This window comes from Haloferula sp. (genome assembly GCF_049672945.1).
GTDB lineage: Bacteria > Verrucomicrobiota > Verrucomicrobiia > Verrucomicrobiales > Akkermansiaceae > Haloferula.
On sequence record NZ_JBATWY010000189.1, the window covers coordinates 1 to 17,168 of the forward strand.

The 17,168-nt window shown below is 57.3% G+C and carries 8 protein-coding genes and 1 pseudogene; 6 read left to right on the plus strand and 3 right to left on the minus strand.

The window, feature by feature from the left end:
* Positions 1-279: 279 nt before the first annotated feature.
* Positions 280-1,941: a hypothetical protein gene (locus tag WBG04_RS17325; RefSeq protein WP_424315964.1), complete on the minus strand. Its 1,662-nt coding sequence runs from the start codon at positions 1,939-1,941 to the stop codon at positions 280-282.
* A 90-nt stretch (positions 1,942-2,031) separates the two neighbouring features.
* Positions 2,032-3,537 (minus strand): alkaline phosphatase PhoX, encoded by a 1,506-nt coding sequence (locus WBG04_RS17330; protein WP_424315965.1) that lies wholly within the window; start codon positions 3,535-3,537, stop codon positions 2,032-2,034.
* A 247-nt stretch (positions 3,538-3,784) separates the two neighbouring features.
* Between WBG04_RS17330 and WBG04_RS17335 the strand changes: the two genes are divergently transcribed.
* From WBG04_RS17335 to WBG04_RS17345, 3 genes are all read left to right on the plus strand, one after another.
* Positions 3,785-4,972, plus strand: a complete 1,188-nt coding sequence (locus WBG04_RS17335) for a cysteine desulfurase family protein (RefSeq protein ID WP_424315966.1) — start codon at positions 3,785-3,787, stop codon at positions 4,970-4,972.
* Between the two features lie 303 nt (positions 4,973-5,275).
* Positions 5,276-7,993, plus strand: a complete 2,718-nt coding sequence (locus tag WBG04_RS17340) for a PD-(D/E)XK nuclease family protein (RefSeq protein ID WP_424315967.1) — start codon at positions 5,276-5,278, stop codon at positions 7,991-7,993.
* Positions 7,980-11,000 carry a UvrD-helicase domain-containing protein gene (locus tag WBG04_RS17345; RefSeq protein ID WP_424315968.1) on the plus strand — a complete coding sequence of 1,007 codons (3,021 nt, stop codon included), beginning with the start codon at positions 7,980-7,982 and terminating at the stop codon, positions 10,998-11,000. Before WBG04_RS17340 ends, WBG04_RS17345 begins: the two co-directional genes overlap by 14 nt.
* 49 nt (positions 11,001-11,049) lie before the next feature.
* Here the strand turns inward: WBG04_RS17345 and WBG04_RS17350 are convergent, their stop codons facing one another.
* Positions 11,050-13,773 carry a 4-alpha-glucanotransferase gene (locus tag WBG04_RS17350; protein WP_424315969.1) on the minus strand — a complete coding sequence of 908 codons (2,724 nt, stop codon included), beginning with the start codon at positions 13,771-13,773 and terminating at the stop codon, positions 11,050-11,052.
* Between the two features lie 881 nt (positions 13,774-14,654).
* Here WBG04_RS17350 and WBG04_RS17355 point away from each other — a divergent pair.
* From WBG04_RS17355 to WBG04_RS17365, 3 genes and pseudogenes are all read left to right on the plus strand, one after another.
* Positions 14,655-15,590 (plus strand): hypothetical protein, encoded by a 936-nt coding sequence (locus WBG04_RS17355; protein ID WP_424315970.1) that lies wholly within the window; start codon positions 14,655-14,657, stop codon positions 15,588-15,590.
* A gap of 331 nt (positions 15,591-15,921) precedes the next feature.
* Positions 15,922-16,131, plus strand: a pseudogene (locus tag WBG04_RS17360) (glyoxalase); the annotation flags it as partial.
* A gap of 171 nt (positions 16,132-16,302) precedes the next feature.
* Positions 16,303-17,163, plus strand: a complete 861-nt coding sequence (locus WBG04_RS17365) for an alpha/beta hydrolase (RefSeq protein ID WP_424315971.1) — start codon at positions 16,303-16,305, stop codon at positions 17,161-17,163.
* Positions 17,164-17,168: the final 5 nt, after the last annotated feature.

A 17,168-nucleotide genomic window follows, 5' to 3' on the forward strand; every position in this document is an offset into this window, starting at 1 on the left:
CAATACGCATCTGGCGCTGGCTCGGGCAGGTGATCTCGATCTCGACGAAGGTCACGTCGGCGACGCACCACGGCTTGGGGATGGTTTTCTTGGCCATCCGGCCAGAATGGGCCGAAATCCGGGCGAACGGTAGGCTTCAGAAAGGGCGGCGTTTTCCCCGCTTACAACGGAAGGGTATGGCTCGAAGCGAAATGGCAATCCGGGTGATCAAGCATTCAGACCTCCGGAAATGTCCATCATGCCTCACTTCGCGGTCGCAGCGAGGTCGAGCGGGAGGGTTCATTCAGTGGTCTCAGGCCAATCGAGAAGGATATTGTATCTGAATACCCTGCTGTCGGGGAGGGTCGGCGTTTTCTCGTTGTCGATCTTGTCGTAGACGTTCTTGGGTGGGCTGACGGTGGCATCCTTGCCGTAGATGAAGTCCTGATCCTCGACGATGCAGCGATAGGCCTTGTTCAGCGCCAAGGCACGTTCTTTCGAGGGCGTGATCAGATCATAGACGTCCTTGGCCCTGCTGAGTTTGATCCGGTCGAGTTGACCACTCTTGCCGAACCAGCGTTCGAACATTTCGTCATTGTTCCGGAACTCACTGCCGCCGCCGACGCGTGACAGGTAGGTCGCGATTTCACCGGTTGGCTCGCCCTTGCTGGGCGCGTCCGGCATGCCCTTGAGGTTGATGTAGCCCCATCCCTTGGCACCGTCGACCTTGCGCGGGAAGCTGAAGGTTTTGTCAATGGTTGCCCCGACGGAGTTGTGACAGCCCATGCAGGAGAAGTTCTCTTCGTAGGTCATGGCTCTCAGTCGGCCCCGGGAGTTCTCGATGAAGCCTTGCACGGCCCAGCCGCTCCCGTTGTCGAAGCCCTTGTCACCCAGATAGATGTAGCCGGGCAGGTTGCCGGCATCCTTCTCGAAGCTCTCCTCCTGATAGCGGCGCGCGAGTGTCGGCTTTGCGAATGCCCGGGCCTTGCGCATGTAACGCACTTCCTTCATGCGGGTCGAGACACCGATGGTGCCGTCATCACCGATGCCTACGTAGCGGACGGTGTGGAGGAACTCGGTGCCGGCCGGATAGACATGGCTATCGATGAAGTTGCCTGCTTCTGGCCCGACCCATGAATCCACTTTATTGATCTGTACGGCGGTTCCGAGCTGGCCGTCTCCATCGAGATCGGTTGCGAGGGCTTCTTCATCGATTGGTAGGCATGAAATGGATTCGAGGCCTTTGATCTTTGCTTCGAGAATGGCGAGATTGGCTTTGTGCATGTCCATGGAAGGCTTGCCATCGGCGTCCTGCCTGAAGGTCGGGCCGAGGCGGATCATGACGTCGTCGGTAGAGCCGTTTGTCGGCCAGAAGGTGCTTGGGAGGGGTTTGTAGTTGAAGGCGACCCATCCACTCCCGTCCTTTGCGAAGCCGTGTTGATCGAAGGCTCCGGCTCCGAGTTGAAGATTCTCGAGGTCCGGGATCCAGCCATCGAATTCGGTGTCTTTCAGGCGACCGGGAAGCTCGGAATAGTTATCCTGTCCGATATAGTCCAGGATTTCGTCATCGGATATTTTCGCGACACGCTCGCTCCTGTCCTCGAAAAGGTTGTTCCAGTGGTTGGTCATGCCGAGATCACTGAAGGAGTAATCACGCTGGAGGTCACCATCGGACATGACGTTCTCGCGCTCATCGATGGGATCCTGGTGGCAGATGTAGCATGGATTGTTCTTTGCTTCAGTACGGGTGTAGCATTGAGGGGGGACAACTGCCTCGGGGTTCGACAGTGTTCTCTTCGGATAGATCTTCGGTTTTTCCGGGAGGACACCGTCATGGTGCTTCAGACCCCGGATGATGTAATCTTGAACTGATTCAGTGTCTTGTTTGGCGATCGATCGCGTCGTCACCGTCTCTGCGAAGGAGGGGAGTGTGAGGCCAATCAGGAGGAGTGGGAATTTCATGGATTACTGGAAAATGGAGAAGGTGGAGACGGTTAAAGAGGCGGGCCTTGCGGCCCGCCTCTTTGCTAGGCAATCAGTGAATTCGCGGGGTTATTCACCAAATATTGGACGGGCCTTGTTGAGGTTCTTGAGGAACTTCTCGTTGTCGATGTGACTGATATCAAAAAGCCAGACCGCATCACCGAGACCATCGGGAACGTTATCGAGGTCCGTGGAGTCCGGATGCTGGACGGCGACCGCGAACTCGGTCGGAATCGCCGGGTTCCAGATCATGCCGGTCGCTTCCGAACCATCGACGCGAATGCTCATGAAGTGGTCAAGCGATTCGCCGACACCATCCGAGTCGGTGTCGCGCACCATCCAGATATCGCCACCGGTCGAACTGCCATTTGGAGCATCCTCGATCACATAGATGTTCCCGAGTGCGTCGATTGCGAGGTTGTCTGGTGAATTCAGGACTCCGGTTGTTGGTTCAAATCCAACGTTCTTCGGGCTTTCGCTGCTGATGAAGGTGCGGACGATTGCCTTGTTGAAGTGGCGGTCCTTGAATCGGCGATGGCCCATCTCGATAGAATAGACCTTGTTCTCGGATGTCGCGGTGAAGTAGATGACAGAACGACCGTTTGCGAGTCGACCAACGGCCATGTCTTCCGGACGTCCGAAAGGAGTCGCTCCGGCGTCATCGGCTGCAGGGCGGCCGCCGCGGGTGTCATTATTCTCGCGGGGATCGTTCGTAGGACCATCCCGGAAAGGATCGGTAATGCCTGGAAGCGGCACGCCGTTCTCGTCTGTCAGGGGAATCCAGGTTGCTTCGCCTTCGCGGACAACACCTTCAGCTTGCTGATTCCAGTTTGCAGACGGATCGCCACCGCTTGAGATGAAATCATTGACGGAGAGGACTTCGGTCTGGCCTCTGGTATAGTCGCCCTTAGTCTTCATGACGAATCGATAAATGGAGCCTGAGTTCCATTCATCAACATAGTAAATCATGTTGCCGTCCTTGGAGAAGTTGATGCCTTCGTGGGAGACGTTCGCGATTGACTCAAGGACACGGTGCTCGATTTCCTCGGCAGGAGCCATTGGGTTCATGATTTCAACGATTCGGCCGGTGCCTGACCACTCTTCACCGAGGAAGAGGGTGCCGTTCGGGGTGAAACGAGCCGGATCAAAGGCGCCGTAGTCGTTCGAGTAGTCACCGGTGGCACCCTTGCCGTCACCTTGGAAGATGACTTCGGTGAAATTGTCGGCGATACTGTGGCGGGAAGCTCCGGCTCCGAACGGGGTTTCGTGAGGAAGGAAGAGATATGAGCCAGTTGGGTCATAGGCGAGCATGTCGATCATCGATGAGGATCCGCCAGCATCAACCCGGACAATTGACTGAAGTGGGCTGAGAACGGTATCCTCGACTTCGCGAAGGCTGAGGGCGTTCCATTGGGCGATGCCTTCAGGAGTGACCCAGGGGCTGGCGGTCTCTTCGAGTGAGTTGGGCGACGTGACCGGGGCTGACTCGGTGAGTGGAGTGAACCAGGTTTTGGATCCTGCCTGTGCAGCGCAGACACCAAGGAGGCTGGCGGTCAAGAGGATGGAATTTCTCATGGATGTGGATTTCATGCCGATGGTAGATGATATGTTTGAGTATTGAATGGTTGTCGGTGTGACCTTCAACCATCGGCACTATTGCGATTCCCGTCACGACCTCATGGATTAGTTTGTGGCAAGATGCTCACGTAGCGATTGCGTCACCAGATATTGGAATGGCGGGTGTCAAAAGCGTTGGTGACGGAATCGTGGCGATTCCAATGGTGCACTTGCGCTGCACTCTTCGGGTCAGTAGCTTCTGGTCATGATCAATCTGGATGCCAACGCGACGACCGCTCTTTTGCCTGAAGTGCTTGAGGCGATGATGCCGTGGCTGATCGAGAATTCCTGCAATCCAAGCGCTTCCTATCGCGCGGCGAAGGAAGCAAGAAAGGCGATTGATCTCGCGCGTGAGCAGGTTGCGACCTTGATTGGATGCGATTCCGGCGAGATTGTTTTTACCGGAAGTGGAACGGAGAGTACGAACATGGCGCTGAAGTGGCTGGCGCGCCTGGTGGGGCGCAGGACGGGCCGGGTGGTGACGACGGCGATTGAGCACAGCGCCGTACTTCGGCCAATCGAGACATTCGAGCAGGTGGGTTATGCGGTGGAGCGCTGTGGAGTGGATGTGGGTGGGAGGCTGGAGTTGGACGAGTATCGTCAGGCCTGTGCGGCGGCGAAAGAGGGTGGCGGTTTTGTGTCGGTGATGTGGGCGAATAATGAGACCGGGGTGATCCAGCCGATCGCGGAGGCGTGTGGGATCGCACGGGAAAACGGTTTGGCGTTTCACACGGATTCGATCCAGGCGGTCGGGAAGATCCCGGTCGACGTGCGGGAGGTGGCGGTGGATTTTCTTTCGCTCAGCGCGCACAAGTTTCACGGGCCGAAGGGTGTGGGTGCTTTGTATGTTAGAAGTGGTTGTCGTTTTGAGCCGATGATTCGTGGTGGGGGTCAGGAAAACGATCGCCGGAGTGGGACGGAGAATGTGGCGGGGATTGTGGGTATGGGAGTGGCGGCGGAGATGGCGAAAGCCCGGCTGGATCATGACCGGGACGGTCATGCCACGGCACGCTTGAGGGATGCCTTTGAGGCGAAGGTGGTGGAGATGGTGCAGGGGGTGACGGTGAATGGGGATTTGCTTCATCGGCTGCCAGGGACGACGCATCTGTCGTTCGATCGCTGTGAGGCGGCGGGTTTATTGATTCTGCTTGATGATATGGATGTGGCCTGTTCGGCAGGATCGGCGTGCATGACGGGGAAGCAGCAGCCATCGCATGTGCAGAAGGCGATGGGCTTTTCCGATGCGAAGGCGAAGAGTAGTTTGAGATTCGGTTTCTCGACGCTGAACACGATGGAGGAGGTCGAGAAGGCGGCGGTTTGTGTGGCGAAGGCGGTGGACAAGCTGCGTCGGGTACAGGGGGGGAATACCGGGCCGGTGGTGGTGTATTCGTAAGGGTGCAAAGGGTGCAAAGGGAGCGGTGAGGTGCGGGGGGCTTTGGGGTACAGGATTCAGGGGTCAGGGGTCAGGGGTCAGTAAGACGCTGGCGCGAGGCTTCTGTCTTTTGCCTTTCTGACCCCCGAATCCTGACTCCTGCACCCCAAGGCCGGTATGAGGGAAGTGCGTGCGATGCACGGGGGTGAAGGAAGAACTTATAAAGTTCTTCTCCATGTTTTGGGGTGAGACATCCGCAGGGGGTGGTAAATTAAGGCGACTTTTGCTTTCGCTGGAGCGGGTGGTGATTCAGGTTTGTGGGTAATGGAGCGACGTGTGTTTCTGGGTTGGAGTGAGCCGCTGTTAGATCGGGTGGTGGAGTGGTTGTGGAACCGTCGAAGTGAGCTTCCGCACCTGATGGTAGTGGTGCCGACGGCGCAGAGCGGTCGCCGCTTGCGTGAGGCGCTGGCGGAGAAGGGGGCTTGTCTGGCACCGAAAGTCATCACGCCCGGTCGTTTGCTGATTCCGGAGGGGTCGGTGGGACGGCCTGTGGAGGTGGCGGCTTGGGTAGAGGCGCTGGAAGGCGTGGAGGACTGGACCGGGTATGAGGCCATTTTCCAGGAATCACCAGCGGACGGGGAGGCTCCGGGCTGGGCGCTTTCGTTGGCGCGGTCGATGGTGGATTTGGAGCGTTCTTTGAGAGAGAACACGCTGTCGATCGGAGTGGCGGCGAAGTGGATGGGGGAATCGATCGAGGCGGATCGATGGGCGGCGCTGGCGGAGTTGGCGAAGCGTCGGGATGAGGTGCTGCGTGAATGGGGTGTGGTGGGTGAGAACCGCCTGTTGGCGGAGGCACCGAAGCTTGAGGGAAGGATTGTTTTCGCGGGCGTGTGGGATTTCCCTGAGTCGCTGGTGCGGCGGATGGAGGAGGCGGCGGTGACTTGTTTGGTGGCGGCACCGGAGGAAGAGGCGGCGAACTTTGATGAATGGGGTCGGCCGGATCAGGAGGCTTGGGAGAAACGGGATTTGCCGTGGCCGAAGACGGGCGGTGTGGAGTTGACGGCGCACGCGAGGCATCAGGCGCAGCGGGCGGTCGAGTTGGTTGCGAGGGAGGGGACAGGGTCGGATGAATTGTCGCTGGGCAGTGCGGATGAAGAGACGACCGGTGAATTGGTTCGGGCGTTTCATGCGGCGGGCTGGAGGGTGCACAATCCGGGTGCGGTTAGTGGTGCGGGAGCGCGAGCTTGGTTCAAGGCATGGCGGCGCTTTTTGCAGAAGCCTGAGGCGGCAGAGGTGATGGATTTGTTGGCCTATTCGTCGACCTCGGCGCTGGTTGGCGGAAAGCGGGCGCAGCGGGTGAGTGCACTGTCGAAACTGAGGGATGAGTGGTTGGTGAGGGATGGTGATGATGTGGCGCGGGTGGGGGCGATGGATAAGCGGAGCGAGAAGAATGCACTGCTGGCGGGGGAGACGATGGAGCGTTTGCTTAAGTGGCGGGGTGGATTCATGCGTCAGCCGTTTTTGGAGGCAATGGAGATTTTGTTAGAGCGGGTTGATGGCGATCGAGAGTGGACGGGTTTGCGGGATGCTCTGGATGATCTGAGTGGCGTTGTGGATCGGAGTCGGCGGCCGTCGACATTCTGGTTGGACTTGGTTTTGGCGGAGCTCAGCGGGGCGACCGCGGAGGTGCCGGAGGGTCGGGTGGCGGATGTGCAGGGGTGGCTTGAGCTTTTGCATGCCGATGGACGGCATTTGGTGCTCTGCGGATTGAATGAGGGGCGTGTGCCGTCGCCAGCCGGGGCGAATCCGTGGTTGCCGGAGAGTGTGCGGAAGCAGCTTGGTTTGGGGACGGAAGCGCAGCGCGGGGCGCGTGATGCTTTTGTGCTGCGTGCGGTGATTGAGGCGCGCCAAACGGCGGGGAGGGTGGACCTTTTGTTGGCAAAGTCGGGTGGTGACGGAGATGCCTTGTTGCCGTCGCGATTGTTGCTGGCGGCGAAGGGGGAGGAATTGGCGAAGCGGGTGAAGCAGTTGTTTGCGGGGGTCGAGCCGCCGGATGCGGGGGTCGCTTTTGAGCTTGATTGGAAGTGGCGCCCGGAGAAACGCGAGGTGCGGGTGAAGGAGGGGAAGCGGAGTCTGTCGGTCTCGGCCTTCAAGGATTACTTGGCCTGCCCGTTCCGTTTTTACCTGAAGCATGGAATGAACATGCGTGCGCCGGAACCGGAGCGGGTGGAGTGGAATGCGCGCGACTTTGGAAATGTGGCGCATGAGATTTTGGAGACCTGGGGGAATGACCCGGAGGCGAAGAACTTCAACAAGGTGGAAGCCCTGCGTGAGTATTTTGAGATGCAGGTGGAGGCGCAGTTGGTGCTGCGCTTTGGTAAGCGGGTGCCATTGGCGGCGCGGATGCAGGGGGAGAGTTTGAAACAGCGGCTGGGGTGGTTTTCTGCGTGGCAGGCGGTTCAGCATGTCGAGGGGTGGCGGGTGAAGTCGGTGGAGGAGAAGTTTGAGTTCGAGATGGCTGGTGTGACGGTGAGAGGCACGGTCGATCGGATTGATGAACACGATGGCGAGATTCGTGTGCTGGATTACAAGACTTTCGCGAGACTGAGTGGCAAGGAAGTGCGTCCGTCGCACATGACCAGGGTGACGGCGGCGACGAGGATCCCGGCGCATCTTGAGGGAGTGGAGGAAACACGGGTGACGACGGTTTCAGGTCGCTCGAGGAATCCGAGTGAGCACTTGTGGAGAGACTTACAGGTTCCGCTGTATGCGGTGGCGCTCGGGGAAGTGAGTGCGATGGGCTATTACGTGTTGGGCGCGAGTGAAGGAGAGTGTGATGCGAGTTGGTGGGGACCGTTTGATGAGGATCAGCGCGAGTCGGCGAAGGCCTGCGCGGGGTGGGTGTTGGAGCAGGTGAAGGCGGGGTATTTCTGGCCGCCGGCTGAGCGGACGAAGTATGATGATTTTGAAGCGTTGGCGGTGGGCCGTCGCTTGGAGGATTTGGTGGTGAACCCGAAGCAGTGGAGCGATGCAACCGTTTGATATTCTTGAACCGAACATGATGATCCGTGCTTCGGCCGGGTCGGGAAAGACGTATCAACTGAGCAATCGGGTGATCGGATTGGTGGGACGACTCGGTGTCGATCCGGAGCGGATTGTCGCGCTGACCTTTACGCGAAAAGCTGCTGGTGAGTTTGCGGATGCGGTGCTGGAGAAGTTGGCAAAGGCGGCAATGGATCCGAAAGAGCGGAAGAGGATCGAGGATTCGCTTGGCGGGAGCTTTGATCCACTGAAGGTGCTGGAGCAGGTGGTTCAGGCCTTGCCTAGACTGGCACTGGGGACGATGGATAGCTTCTTCACCCGGGTGGTGAGAGGTTTTCAGTATGAACTGGGAATCACTGGCGGGGGCTTTGAGTTGTTAGAAGGTCCGAAGCGGCGGGCGAAGCTCGATGAGTTGCTTGGGGAACTGGTGGGGAATGACTTGTGGGACGAGAATGCCGAGGAGTTTTTGGCGGCATTTCGGCGGGCGACGATGGGGCGTGAGCAGAAGGCGGTCGTGGATCTGTTGCTGGACTTTTTCGATGGCTGGCAAGACAAGTGGCGGGAGCGGGGTCCATTGCTGTTGGATGGGCTTGACCGGGCCTTTGGGGGGCTGCCGGCGGTGGAGGAGTGGGAAAGTCAGAAGACGAAGCTGGCGGCGGGATTGAGGGCGGCGACGAGGGGAATCGAGTGGACCCGCAAAGGCCAGGATGTCGCGATGGAGAAAGCGGTGACGGCTTTCGAAATGCACAGCATTGGGAGTGGTTCACTTGGTGGTGCGACGGGGTTTCTCAAGGGGATGCTGGAGTGGGATCGGATTGAGAGGCTTGAGCTCAAGTATTACAAGGAGGTCGCGCCGGGGCCGATGTTTGAAGATCACTTGAAGGATCTGATGGAATTGCTGGTGGGTTGCGAGCTGTCAGCGGCGGTCGAGCGCACGCGGGCGGTGCTGAGATTGGTGGGGGACTTTGATGCGATTTGTGAACGTCAGTTGAGGCGGCGAGGCTTGTTGGGGTTTGACGATGTGAAGGTGCTGATGGGCAAATGGCTGACAAGCGAGTCGGACCGCCTACGTCGTGAGGCGGTGGATTTCCGCTTGGATGCGCGCTACGACCATTGGCTGCTGGATGAGTTTCAGGATACCAGCCGATCGCAGTGGAATGGCTTGTTTCCGTGGATCGAAGAGGCGGCGAGCGATGATGAATCGACGATGTTTGTCGTCGGTGATGCCAAGCAGGCGATTTACGGATGGCGTGGCGGGGATGTGAAGTTGTTCGATACGGTGCGTGATCATTTTCGTCTCGATCCCGAGGCGATGCCGGTATCGCGTCGTTCGTGTGAAGCGGTGTTGGATTTGGTGAACCGAGTGAGCGGGGATAAGGCGGGGATTTGCGAGCTTTTCGGCGAAGCGATTGCGGTTCGTTGGGCGAGTGGCTGGGAGCGACATGAGTCTCACGACAAGAATCTGAGTGGCTACGTGCGGGTGGAAGTGGTGGAAGGGAGTGAAGGTGAGGCGCGTCAGGATCGCGTGGTGGAGATTCTTCAGGAGATAGGTGTTGGGAGACTGGAGATGAGTTGTGGCGTACTGGTGAGGACGAATCGACAAGTCGTCGAGCTTGCGGATCGGCTTCGCGAGGCGGGTTTTCAGGTGATCGAAGAAGGACGGCGACGACCGACGGAAGATCATGCGGTCGGGGTGGCGTTGAGGTCACTGGTGGCGTGGTTGGCGGATCCGGCGAATGGTTTTGAGAGAGGTGTGGTGGAAATGTCGCCGCTTGTGGGAGTGCTTGAGGAAAGATTCGGCGAGTACTGGCAGTCGCGCTGGGAGGGGCTTCTTACTGAAGTTGAGGAGGTCGGTTATGGAGGGATGCTGGAGGGAATTTTAGCACCGCTAAGGGAGAGTGTTTCTGAGTTTGGTCTGGGGCGGGCGATGGATGTCATTCGCGCGCTGGAGGCTTTTGATGCCGAGGGTGGTGGGGGGCCGCGCGAGGCCCTGCAGGCGATTGAGAAATTGGAGGTCGCGCAGGAACCGGGCTCGGCTGCGGTGCAGGTGATGACGATGCACAAGGCGAAGGGGCTGGGTTTTGATGTCGTGGTGCTTCCTGAAATGAGCGACGAGCAGGTACCCAATGCGGGGAAGTTTTCGATTGCCGAAGGGCCGGACTGGTTGCTTCAACCGCCGGCCCAATGGGTGCGTCAGCAGCGGCCGGAGCTGCGCGAAGCTGAAGCGCGCTGGGGTGAAGCGCAGCAGTATGAGGCGATGTGTTTGCTTTACGTGGCACTGACACGTGCCAAGCGCGGCCTCTATGTTCTTTTGCCGCAGGTTTCCTCGTCGAGAAAGGAGCCGAATTGGTCGTCACCTGCCGAGTTGATCCGTGCGGCCTGCGGAAGTGATGGTCGCGAGGCTGGAGTGATCGATGAAGTGGGTGATCAGGGCTGGTTGCAGGGGGTCAAGGCACGGGAAGTAAGGACCACAGAGAACACCCCGCTGCTGGCGAAAGCGAAGCCACTGCGGGCGCGGATTACGCCGAGTGGTGAAAAGAAGGAGAGTGGAGTGAGAATTGCTCTTTCACCAAGCGGGATGAAGTTCGGCCGCGAAGTTCACGCGGTATTCGAGTCGGTCGGCTGGATCGATGAGGAGAAGCCAACGCAACTGGAAAGTGAAGCTGGTGCGATGGTGAAGGCCTTGTTGGCGAAGCCCGAGGTTCGGGAATACTTTGAGCGGCGAGGACGGAAGGCCAGCTTGTACTGCGAACAGCAGGTGGAAGCGATCCTCGACGGCAAGTGGATGAGTGGGGTGATCGACCGATTGCACGTCTTTGACGATGGCAAGGCGGTCGAGATCATCGATTTTAAAACCGACTCAGTGAAGACCGCTGCGGAATTGGTCGAGCGCTACAACCGGCAGATGGAATCCTACCGGCAAGTGATGTCGAAGGTCTATCCGGGAGCGGAAGTGAGGTGTTTGCTGGTGTCGACGAAGTTGGGGCGGGTTGTCGACAACCTTTAAGCTCTGTTGTTAGATTTCTCAGGGCGTGTTCACCGTTTGGAAGAAAGGCCTACTCCGGATTTCTTCCTGTGGATTGAATCAAACCTGAAACACGTGCGTTGAAATCGTCGGCAGCAGCCAGTTCATCCAAGGCAAGGTGCATCCGGTAGCGCCAGTAGTAGGGCATGATGGCCGGGACGTTGATGCGTTCTGAATCCGGGTCCGGATGGCGAAGGTTTTCATCGATGGCCAGCAAGTCTTGCAGCGGAAAGACCGCCCACATGGCCGGGGACTCGAGATGCTGTTTGAGGATCCGGGTGGCGAGATCGCCGGACAATTGATACGCGGGAAACGATTCCCCGAGCATCTGCCGGGCGAAGGCCGCCGTGGTCTCGGGATCTTCTTTCCACCAGGAGCGCAGAGTTGGCATGTCGTGGGTGGATGGGCTGACGACACTCATGTAGGGAGCATGCCGGGGGGCGAAGAACTGGATATCGGAGCGTTTCGGCATCCGCTGGATTTCCAAGGAGAGGATTCCCAACTCATTGAGCACGCCGGGCACGCAGGCCGGCACCATGCCGAGGTCCTCGCCGCATAGGAGCATTGAGCTGGCCTGACGCATCACTGGGAGTTTTTCGTAACCTTGCGCCTGCCAGAAATCCTCCTGCCGGCGGAAGAAGTAGTCGACATAGAGCTCATCGACACGCCAGCGGGTATCCGAATGAAGCTCTTGGAATGAGCGCGTCGACTGCAGCGAGCAACGAGGGTGGAACAGCGTGCCTGCCGAACCCGGGACTTCGAAAAACAAGACGTCGCTCGCGCAGTCGAGCAAGCCCTGCCTCAGTTGCTTCATCCGCGTCGCGACATCCGGGTCGGAGAGGTCCCATTCATTGAAGTGATCAACGATGGCACGCTGGGTGGAGACGAATTTCCTGAGCTGATAGATTCCTCCACCGCAGTCGTCGAGATAGGTCTTTTTCGCCTCGTCTGTCGTTTCGCCAAACCTTTCCCGCAAAAAATGTTCACGGATGTATGGCTTGCAGAAACGTTGATCGTCAAAACCGATGCCACGTTGATGGAACTCATCCACATGAATCGGCATGGCGGGATCGAACCACCCCATGATGCCCTCTACCTGATCGAGCGGGACCTGCCAGATCCGGAAGAAGCCGAGGATGTGATCAATCCGGTAAGCATCGAAGTAGCGGCTGAGTTTGGCAAATCGTGAACGCCACCAGGCGTAGCCGTCCTCGCGCATGACTTCCCAGTTATAAGTCGGGAAGCCCCAGTTTTGGCCTTTCACCGCGAAGGCATCCGGCGGCGCTCCCGCTTGCGCGGCCATCTTGAACAAATGCGGCGCGGACCACGCGTCCACGGATTGGCGGTCGATGCCGATGGGCAGGTCTCCTTTCAGCGCGAGTCCTTTTTGATGAAGGTGCTCAACGGCGTCGGACAACTGTCGGTCCAGTTCGTACTGCAACCAAACATGATAGGATACTTCTGACCAATCCTCATGCGATGAATCCGCCATGGCCTCCACCCGCTCTGCGTCGAAAACGGCCGAGTCCTCCCACTGGCTGAAATCCGCCGTGCCGAACTCGTCGCGCTTCAGGCAAAACACCGCGTAGGGCAGCACCCAGTCGCGGTTTTCCTCGAAAAATTCCCTGAACTCGTTGGAGCCTGTGATCTTCGTCCCGTGTTTCTCGAAAATCGCACGGGTGAGGGAGACCTTGATTTTCATCACCGCTTCGTAGTCGACCTGGGCCGCTGCGTTCAGTTGTTTGCGGGTGGCACTCAGTTGTTTGTTGAATGCCGCCGGCATGGCATATCCGAGATCGTCGATTCGCAGGTAGATCGGGTGCAGGGCGAACACACTGATTGCCGAATACGGGTAGGAGTCCGTCCAATCATGCGATGACGTGGTGTCATTGATCGGCAAGATCTGGATCAGCTGGAGGCCGATCTTCCGCGCCCAATCCGCCAGTGGTTTCAGGTCCGCAAACTCCCCGACTCCGAGGCTTGAATCGCTCCGCAGGGAAAACACCGGGATCGCAAGACCAGTTGCACGATAGAGTTCGTCCTGATGCCGCTGATAGGACTCGTCGCGGATCTCGGTCCACTGGCGATCAGAGATTTCGCGATGGCCAAGCTGACGGTTTTCGCCCTGTTCCAAACTGACCGCGCAATCCTTCCTCGGATCATACAAGCCGTATTTGTATTCGATCCGCCAATCCGTCGGAAGATAGAGACAGGCCTGCCAGACATTGGCGGCGACCTCACAGAGTGGCACCGCGTGACGCCACTCCCAGTTTCCAAGTTCGATGACCCCGCCGATCACACAGGGCACGAGGCCTTCCGGGACGGCGGCCATCCGGAGTTGGATTCGGTGATTGGCCCCTTTGGGCATCATGGGTTTCGAAAAGCTTCCGCGATCCGGCAGCACCGCCCGGAAGGCTTTTGTCTCAAAGGCGTAGTCGACCGTTCCTGCCGAACACCAGGTATCCTTCAGGCACAAGGCATCGTGGGAGGATGAATCCGCCAACACCATCCGCGGACCGCCCCACTCGTCGAGATGCATCCCGTTTCCCTCTTCCCGGAGTTGGTAGGAATACTCGAGCTCCAGCGGTCCTGGGAAATCCAACTCGAGGAATGCTTCCCATTGATGGTCGTTCACCCAGCGGAGCGGCAGAACCTGTTCGAAGCGGCCGGCGCTTCCGTCCTGGATCTTGGCGAGTTTCAGCCACAGCGACTGGCCGGGCACGGTGTGGTAATTCAGACGGAAAAGGATCTTCATGGGTTCTCAGCAGCACGGAGGCGTTAAGCTAATGTCGCCATTTCGCGGGGAGTTGGAGGAAAAATTCAGCAATATCGGGCGATTCCCTTGAAGTTGCTGACTTTCGTCCGCCTGGAGGGCGGTCCTGAGCGTCGTCTTGAGGTAGCGCATGGCGGGCGGATTGTCTTTGGTTGGAGCGACTTGAAGTCGACTCAATGATGGTGTTAGTCCGATGGGAGATTGGAGTGAGTGCCTCATTCAATCAATATCAACGAAATATTTTTCCCCTTTTGAATCTCCATTTGAGATTTCGAAAAGCGGTGGCCTGCAAAGAAGAAGTCACGGACTGGTTGCTGGATGATCTGCGGAACCTGCTCCAGCGCCAGGGAATCAGGTCTGGCTGCGAGGTGCGTGCGGGATTCAAATCGGATCGCAGACTGATGGGAAGATCTCAATGCATTCGGGAAATGGAACCGTCACCCTAGTGATGGCCTTTCTGCCAATGTTCAGGTCTCGAGATCCATTTTAAGCGGTGAGGACTTCGGAGTTGGCTCCTTCCGGGGACAACGATTGCAAGTGATTATCGATGGCTATTGGCTAAATGGTGTGGTTATCCGCTTGAATACCCACGGCGAAAAGGAGATGTCAGAGGATGGCGGGTTTTTGGTAATGATTGGCTGGATACTGGTCAGGAGTTGATCAATTGAAAACGCTATGAGGTGGCATTTCGCCGGCAAATGATCTGAAAAGTCTCTCCAGTGGACGTGGGAATGTGCTGCAATTGTTGATGAAGCGCAGGGGGGGCTGGCAAAATCTAGGGGTGCGTTCTATTTGGCTTAATAGAAGTGGTGTCAGCTTGACCTTTATACGGGGGTTTCGTAGCTTCCTGTTTTCGGAATCATATGATAAAGATTAGATTTCTAGCAGCCTTACTCAGTATTGTAGGCTCATTGGCTGATGGCCAAATCAGTTCATCTGTTATGTACGTGACACGAAGTGAGCAGTGCCCCGGGGTCGAGTCGTTGAGTGTGAGGATATCCGTTTCAATGTCGGTGGATTCATTGACATTTGGGGAGAAAAGTTATTCGGTTTTTGCAACCCCGAGTGGAAAGACTGTTCCAGGGTCTGTGGGTACTCCTAGGCGGGGCAACATAAGTATTGCGGCGACGGTTGAAATTCCCGACCTTGATGCATTGGCGGGTTCTTGGTCGATCGTGATCAATGGGGGACAGGAGGATCACGAGAATTTGACTTACCACGTTCCACCTATTAGCACTGAATACTTTGCTGCCTACCCTCCCTTTCCGGAATTTGGAGGTTTGGACGGTTCTGAAGTCGTCCTGCGTCATACTTCGAACAGTAGCTCCGCTGGATCCTCAAGCGAAGGGCTGCTTTCTACACCACCCGAGACAGGGAAGTTTGTGTATACTTTTCCTGTAGGCGGTCCCTACTACGTTTACTCCAGTCAAAATAGCGATTTGCCAAACGTTCAGATCAAGGATTCAAAGGATCGTGATCTGGGCTTTGTGAGATTCGGTGAGATCCGTTCAGAGAGGCGGGTCAATTTCTTCGTTGATCCTTCTCCGATCCAGTTTGGAGCGACGGCTGAAATCCAAGAGGGTTCGGTGGAAGTATTATTGAAAGGTACTGAGCCGGGGAGGACCTACCGAATTTTGAGTTCAGAGGATCTTGGAATTTGGGAAAACGTCTACTCGTTTGAGGCCCGTGCAAATGCGCACCTCTTCCGGATGCCTATCGAAGGTGACAAGAAATTTGTTGTTTTCGAGGAGGTCGAGTTAGCTCCGGATAGGGACCTTGCCAGGCCATTCGGGCAGTGATTGATTCCAAGTGCTAACCGGCCAGTGAAATTGAAAAGGGTGTAATCCGAGCACTTGGCAGCAAGCTGTTGCCGTGGATTTGGCTTCTTTGCTAGGGTGGCAACCTGCTACGGCGCAGAGCTAGTGACCTGTACGGGCTGGGGTGAATAGCCGCTTGTCGCCATGTCTTACAGGAGGTCCGTTGAAAGAGTAGATTCGCAATTGAGCTGTAACCTTTTTTCCTTCCGATTGAAGCTCCAAAAGTATGAGTAATTTCCCAAAAACATTCTCCCACATTGGAATCTCTGTTCCGGATCTCGAGAAGCCGGCGGAGTTCGAGTATTGGAAGAGCGGAACGTTCCACTTTTGTGTTCAGGATCCGAACATCGAGGACCTGGTTGAGTAAATCGGGGCGAACGGCGGTAAACAATGGATACCGATCCGGGAGTACTATCCGAGCGAGAAGCCGTTCAAGATGGTTTATGCGGAGGATCCGTTCGGCCTGGTCTTTGAAATCTATACTCACAGCTATGAGCTGACGTATTCGGCGGGGGCTTATTGATTTCGGTAAATACTGTGAGTTGGGAATGTTGGCCCGGTAGTCGGGGTTGCCCAAGGACAGGAATGTCCCTGGTCCATTGGGTAGAGTCACGTCGCGGGTTGCCAGGTGGGTAGGGCATGTGGCAGGGTCATGCGTCGCGGCTTGAGTCTGGCCGCCGAAAAACCACAAATCATGATGCGCACGCCATTCCTGACCCTTTTTGCCCTGCTTTTGTTTGGTCCGTTCGCATTTGGAGCCGAGAAAGGGATGTTGCCGGTTCCCGAACGGAGTGAGGTTTACAAGACGATCGGTGATACGAAACTGAAGCTGCACGTGTTCAGTCCTCCGGGGTGGAAGGCATCGGACAAGCGTCCGGCAATCGTGTTCTTTTTCGGAGGTGGCTGGAATGGGGGGCAAGCGAGTCAGTTTTTTCCGCAATGCGACTATCTGGCGACGAGAGGCATGGTGGCGATGTCGGCCGAGTACCGCGTGAAGAGCCGCAACGGTACGACGCCGAAGGAGTGCGTGAAGGACGGAAAGTCGGCGCTGCGGTGGATCCGCAAGCATGCAGGCAGTCTCGGGATCGATCCGCAGCGGGTGGCCGCGGGAGGTGGTTCAGCCGGTGGTCATGTGGCGGCGGCGATGGGAAACGTGGATGACTTTGAGGAGGAGGGTGAGGATCTTGCGGTGAGTTCCCGGCCTGATGCGCTTGCGCTGTTCAACCCGGTTTTTGACAACGGTCCGGAGGGTTATGGCCATGATCGGGTGAAGGACTACTGGGAGGCCATTTCGCCGATGCACCAGATCGACTCGAAGAGCCCGCCAACGATCGTGTTTCTCGGGACCGAGGATCATTTGATTCCGGTCGCCACGGCGGAGCGATACAAGGCCCGGATGGAGGCTGCCGGTCGGAGGTGCGAGCTTCGTCTCTACAAGGATCAGCCGCATGGTTTCTTCAATCGGGAGAAGGCCGACGGGAAGTACTTCGAGAAAACCCTGAGGGAACTGGATGACTTTCTGGTGTCGCTGGGTTTTCTCGAAAAGGAGCAGTAGAAGAT